Consider the following 6,383-nt stretch of genomic DNA (forward strand, 5'->3'; position numbering starts at 1 on the left):
GAACTTCTCTTATCAAATGGATATCAAATGCCAAAGCGTTTCACTGTCAAGGCTGCCGACGGGATAACGGATTTGTACGGAATACTGATTCCTCCTGCAAAAATAAACAAAGGTTGTAAATATCCCATCCTAGATTATATGTATGGTGGCCCTCAAATAACTCACACACCGAAAGAATTTACTTGGGGGGGAGAGTATGCATTAGGGCTACCATTTGATCAAGTGGGCGGTGCTCAATCTTTTGCACAGCTTGGTTTTGCTGTTATTCTAATGGACGGAAGAGGTACTCCTTATAGGTCAAAGGAATTTCATGATTTTTCTAACGAGAGACTGGAATGGTCTGCAGGGCTTGAAGATCATGTAGTAGCTATTAAGCAGCTTGCAGAGCAGTATCCTTTTCTAGATTCAAAGAAAGTAGGTATTTACGGTGAGTCTGGAGGAGGTTATGCAGCTGCTCGAGCTATACTGACTTATCCGGATGTATATAAGGTAGCAGTATCAGGGTGCGGGAACCATGATCAACGCTTATACCTAGCGGCTTGGGGAGAACGTTTTCAAGGACTTTTCAATTCAGAACTATACCGTGAACAAGATAACACAAAATTGGTTAAGAACCTAAATGGAAAATTACTTTTGGTGACAGGAGACCTGGATGATAACGTTCATCCTGCTTTAAGCATGCGAATGGTGAATGCTTTGATTAAAGAAAACAAAGACTTTGACTTACTGATTCTTCCAAATCGGATACATGGGATTTCAGAAGATGTTTACTTTATACGTCGACGATGGGACTATTTTATACGAAACCTAATGGAAGTAGAACCACCAAAAGAGTATACGATTAAAGATCCCATGTTTCCCGGATGATGCACAGATAGTATTATCTATTAACCGATGAAATAGCTAACTTATATAGAAAATAATGAGTTAAGTTAGGAGGATAATTATGAAAAGATATATTGCTTTGATAGCCTCTCTCATTATGTTCGTAAGTTCTTTCCTCGGTCCTGTTTCTTCATATGCGGCTGGCATGGATATAGGACCGTCTGACGAAAAAGAGTTAGAGGGTTGGATGGATCAATTTTTTGATCAAAAAGAGATTAAAGAGTTGAATATTCCTGGAGCCGCTGTTGTGGTGGTGAAGAATGGAAAAGTGTTGTTAAAGAAGGGCTATGGATATGCAAATCAAGAAAAGAAAATCCCTGTCGATCCTAATCAAACTGTCTTTCGTGTCGCTTCTGTATCAAAAGCATTTACAGCTACAGCTCTCATGCAACTGGTGGAACAAGGAAAGATCCAATTGAACGGAGATGTAAATAACTACCTAGATGAAGTGCAAATCAAGAATCCCTTTCCACAGTTTGTTACACCAAAACATTTATTAACACATACAACGGGCTTTCATACAGAAGTGATGAAACCAGAAGATATACAAATGGATGTAACGAAAGTTTCTCCTCTGAAGGATTATGTTAAAGAACGACTTCCGAAAGTAACTCGACAGCCAGGGAAATCTTATATGTACGATAATTACGCTTCTACTCTTCAAGGCTATTTAGTAGAAAAAATTTCTGGAATGCCTTTTGAAGAATACATGAAAAAAAATATTTTTGAACCTTTGCGTATGAAAAACAGTGATTTTGCACTCGCACCTACCATGCAGGAACATTTAGCTACTGGTTATGATGAGCAAGGGAATCCAATGCAGCCCTATACTATCATCCCAACCGTGAATCCGGCAGGAAGCATGAATACAACAGCCGAAGATATGGCCAAATATATGATTGCGTATTTGAATGGCGGAACTTATGAAAATGAGCGCATTTTAAAGAATGAAACCATTGAAGAAATGAATCAATACCATTCAGCTATTCACCCTAAATTCCCTGATACGGGTTATGGACTTGAAAACGTAAGTTTTCAGTCTGCTAATGGTCAGTACGTGATTGGTAAAGGAGGCACTTTGCCTGATTTTTCTTCTGCTATTTGGTTTTTACCTGAACACAAACTCGGAATCTTTTTGACATACAACAAACAATCAACGACGGATTTACGTCAGGAGTTCTTTAAGAAATTTATGGATCACTATTACCCGCAAAAGGAAGAAGAACCGAAATATATGAGAACACCAAAAGAAGAGCTTAAGCGTTTTGAAGGAGAATACATGGATCTAAGAACTAGATTCCTTGTAACGAAAATTACCGCTATTGGTAATGGGGAATTATTAGCGGAAGATGGGGTCTTAGGCATAAAATCCAAGCTGAAACAGCTTGATCCGTTATTGTTTTTAGACGAACAGGGTAGAAAATTAGCTTTTAAAGAGGATAAAAATCACACTATCTCCTACTTGAAATACGTGGACATTTCCAGTTACGCAGAAAAGAGCAAGCTTTCTCATTATAAGGATATAAGCAAAAAGAACCCCTATTCAGATTATATTCGGTATATACAGCTGCTAGAGTTAACCAAAAACCAAACAGGAAAGTTTCAGCCAAATAAACCAATCACTCGGGCAGAGATGGCATTTATGACTGCACGTTCGCTTGCGCAATTAAATGTTTCTTTTCCTGAAAAATCAGTTCTATTTAACGATATTCCTAATCATTACTGGGCAAAAAAAGAGATTGAAATAGCTGTCAACTTAGGGATAATGAAGGGATCCACTGAAAAAAACTTTTCTCCTGAAGAATCAGTATCTCGTCAAGAAGCAGCCGTGATTTTAATCAATATGATGAAAATACTCAATCCTGGCTTAAAGGAAGGGGATGTCAAGTTAAAAGATAAAGTAGATTCATGGGCGGAACAAGCAGTTAAAACGGTAGTTACATTAGAGTTATATGGTCCCGAAGTAACGAAATATCGGGATGGTGTAGTAAGATATTATGCGAAAAGAAATATGACCCACCAGGAAGCATCGGCTATGATGGCAAGAGCTTTTTACAAAGGATTCGGAAAATAAAATTATATGTAAACAAATATATAGATAGCTAATAAAGGTATCTACTTTCCAAGAAGCTACCACTTGAAACAGCCTGTAAGGACGCAAAGTGACGGACAGTTAACATAAACCCTTATCTGTTGAAAAAGTTGAAAGCACAAAGAAGAGTTTTTCCTGTTTATGATTTGAATCAATATGATATTTGGCCTGTGTAGCAATGACCCTCTTTTTACGCAATAAGCATTAGCGGACATCGCATCACTAATAATAGTCTTTTTATGTCTATTAAAGAGGCAAAGCCCCCTCTTTACTTTGCCTCTGTCCTTCTATTTCTTATATCCGAATCTGTCCATTCCCACGAATCACATATTTTGTGGAAGTCAATGCAGACAGACCCATCGGTCCCCGCACGTGCAGCTTTTGTGTGCTGATACCGATTTCTGCGCCGAAGCCAAATTCAAAACCATCAGTAAAGCGGGTCGAAGCATTATGGTAGAGCGCCGCGGCATCGACGGACGTGAAAAACTTGCTGACGTTTTCCTCATTCTCTGTAATAATCGCTTCGGAATGCATGGATCCATAAGTATTTATGTGATTAATCGCTTCTTCAACAGAGGAAACCATTTTGACTGCCAGCGTGAGAGACAAAAATTCTGTTCCCCAGTCTACTTCTGAAGCAGGTACAATAGAAGAATCAATTGCCAATACTTTATTATCACCACGTAGCTCTACTCCTCTTTCCTTCAAGAAAGAAAATAGTTCGCTACCAAATCGCTGCGCCCACTTCTCATGAAGTATAATCGTTTCAATTGCATTACATACAGATGGACGCTGCGTTTTGGCGCTTATGATAATATCAAATGCCATTTGTTTATCCGCTGTTTCATCAATGAAAATGTGACAATTTCCCGCACCTGTTTCTAATACAGGAACAGACGCTTCTCTCACTACAGTATCTATTAGCTGCTTGCCACCTCTTGGGATAAGAACATCCAAGTACTCGTTTAATGTAAACAGCTGCTTTGCGCCATCTCTTGACGTATCTTCAATGAGCTGTACGCTTTCTGGAGGCAAGCTCGATTGTTTGAGCGCTCGGTGAATGACAGCAACGATGGCTTTGTTAGAATAAGTAGCGGAAGAACTACCACGCAAAATCACTGCGTTTCCTGTTTTTAAGCAAATTGTGGCCGCATCAACTGTTACGTTCGGTCGCGCCTCGTAAATCATCCCGACAACACCTAGTGGCACACGCATCTCCTGAATAGACAATCCATTCGGTCTTTCCCATGCGGTTACACATTCTCCAACAGGATCACGCAAATCAATCAGCTGCCGGATACCCTCTGTCATATCAATAATGCGCTGTTCATTCAGCATTAGGCGGTCAAGTATAGAAGCAGACATTCCTTTCGCTTTACCTTCTTCGATATCTCGTTTGTTCTCCTTCAAAATATAGGGTGTCTCTACTATTAATTGCTCAGCAATCGCCGCAAGTGCCTTGTTTTTTTGATTAGTGGATTTGAGTACAAGTTCTCCAGCAATCTTTTTCGCTTTTTGTCCCTTTTCCAACACTTCGTTCATTTTCATTTCCTCCTTTTAAAGATTTAAAATATAAAACTTGAAGCGTGTTTAACTCTGACAACTTGGCCCTACCATCCAAGACTCTTCTACATAGATATTAGGTGAATCAAGCAGATTTAAGACGGAGGACTCTGTTCTCTTCACTTGAACGAATCCTCTCTACTCTTAAAATGAAACCCAATTATCCCTATGAATGACTTCATAGCTATGTCTTTCGTCTTGAACTTGAATGTCGTGACTCTGCTTACCTTTTATATCTTGTAATTCCTCTGCACTATATCTACATTGTCCTTTCCCTATCACGCGTCCTTGTTGTGTGATGACCTCCACGACTTTGCCTGCTTGAAAGAACCCAGACACATTGGTAACACCGGCAGGGAGAAGACTTTTTCCATGCTGAATGATGGCAGCGGCTGCTCCGGCATCCACTTCGATTTGTCCGCTGACAACAGAATGTAGCGCAATCCATTGCTTGTTCATCTTGATCACTTTTTGAGGAGCATTGCCGATGTACGTTCCGTCACCTTTCCCCTTCAAAACATCTAAAAACTTCTCCTGTCCACGCCCTGTTCCGATGAATACACTCACCCCAAGTGATAGTGCGGTCTTTGCAGCATCGATTTTCGATTTCATTCCGCCAGTTCCAAGTTTTGATCCAGCATCTCCAGCAAGAGCAGCGATTTCTTCCGTAACTTCAGGGAGAAAGTAATATTTTTTTGCACCCGGATTTTTTTGAGGATTTCGGTCATACAAACCGTTCACATCCGTAAAAATTATGAGCATATCAGCCGATACAAGCCCGCTTACTAATGCCGATAGCATGTCATTATCACCAAACGTTAACTCCTCTAAAGAAATAGAATCATTTTCATTGATTATAGGAAGAGCAGAACGGTTTAATAGCTCCACTAAGGTAGCGTAAGCATTACTGTATTGTTCTTTTCTGGAAAAATCATTTCTCGTCAGTAAAAGTTGCGCGGTAACAATACCATATTTACGGAATTCCTCTGTATACGCCTGCATTAACAGACTTTGTCCGACAGCAGCGGCAGCCTGCTTTCCTTTAATTGTCACAGGTCGGCTTGGATACCCGAGAGCAGAAAAACCTGCAGCGACAGCCCCAGATGTAATTAGCAACACTTCATGTCCTTCCTGTTTCAGTCGCGCCAAAGCAGCAACGTGATCTGAAAGCTGTTCCTCGGAGATACCTCCATGATTAACTGCCAAGGAACTGCTTCCAATTTTTACGACAATTCGTTGTTTTTTCATTTTTGTCCCTCCTAGTCTAATTTTAAATTTTTTGTAAAATAAGCTTCTATACATGCTATTTAGCAAAGAATTCCCTGATGAATACTGGCTATCTAGCAACAAAGGGCAAAATAAAAATGACCACTCCGCCCTAAAAAAGGACGAAACGGTCATTGTTCCGCGGTACCACCTTCATTGATATAAATATATATATCCGCTTAATACCTGTAACGAAGGCATACGCTTAAACTTTCGTTTAAGACTCAGGGATAGGTTCGATACTTTCTATACGAGGAATCTTTCAGCCAGTGAATTCCACTCTCTTTCGCAAGAAGACATATGTACTAGTTCCCTTCAACGATTTTCAATTTGATTTTTATACATTATGTAATATAATGCATTTTTATGTCAAGAGGCGTTTTTATTAAATAAAGAAATTTTCTAAAAAGCTCTTAGCTTAAATTATTTAGAATATACGCGTTTCGTACAGAATAAAACCGATTTCTATATATTTTTTGTATTGCAAAAAACAATGCACTCTCTTAAAATGTTTTTTTATATTACATGGGATATTTTTAATTTTTTCAAAATAATAACTTCAAACCGATATAATTTA

At 39.2% G+C, this 6,383-nt stretch carries 4 protein-coding genes and 1 other annotated feature; of the genes, 2 read left to right on the top strand and 2 right to left on the bottom strand.

Translation table 11 applies throughout. The annotated features are described in order from the left end of the window. Window positions 1–867: alpha/beta hydrolase family protein (locus tag HRG09_RS27210; protein WP_174103932.1), on the top strand; the 867-nt coding region annotated here is incomplete at its 5' end. A gap of 79 nt (window positions 868–946) precedes the next feature. Continuing rightward, complete coding sequence (locus tag HRG09_RS27215; RefSeq protein ID WP_174103933.1) at window positions 947–2,959, top strand: serine hydrolase domain-containing protein; 2,013 nt, start codon at window positions 947–949, stop codon at window positions 2,957–2,959. A 312-nt stretch (window positions 2,960–3,271) separates the two neighbouring features. On the opposite strand, the gene HRG09_RS27220 is transcribed toward HRG09_RS27215, so the two are convergent. Next, on the bottom strand, window positions 3,272–4,519 hold the full coding sequence (locus HRG09_RS27220; RefSeq protein WP_174103934.1) for a glutamate-5-semialdehyde dehydrogenase: 1,248 nt from the start codon (window positions 4,517–4,519) through the stop codon (window positions 3,272–3,274). A 165-nt stretch (window positions 4,520–4,684) separates the two neighbouring features. Continuing rightward, window positions 4,685–5,788 carry a glutamate 5-kinase gene (gene proB, locus HRG09_RS27225; protein ID WP_174103935.1) on the bottom strand — a complete coding sequence of 368 codons (1,104 nt, stop codon included), beginning with the start codon at window positions 5,786–5,788 and terminating at the stop codon, window positions 4,685–4,687. 133 nt (window positions 5,789–5,921) lie between these two features. Continuing rightward, window positions 5,922–6,134 (bottom strand) — a binding site (T-box leader). Window positions 6,135–6,383: the final 249 nt, after the last annotated feature.

It is taken from the genome of Bacillus sp. Xin1 (assembly GCF_013314535.1).
Lineage (GTDB): Bacteria > Bacillota > Bacilli > Bacillales > Bacillaceae_G > Bacillus_A.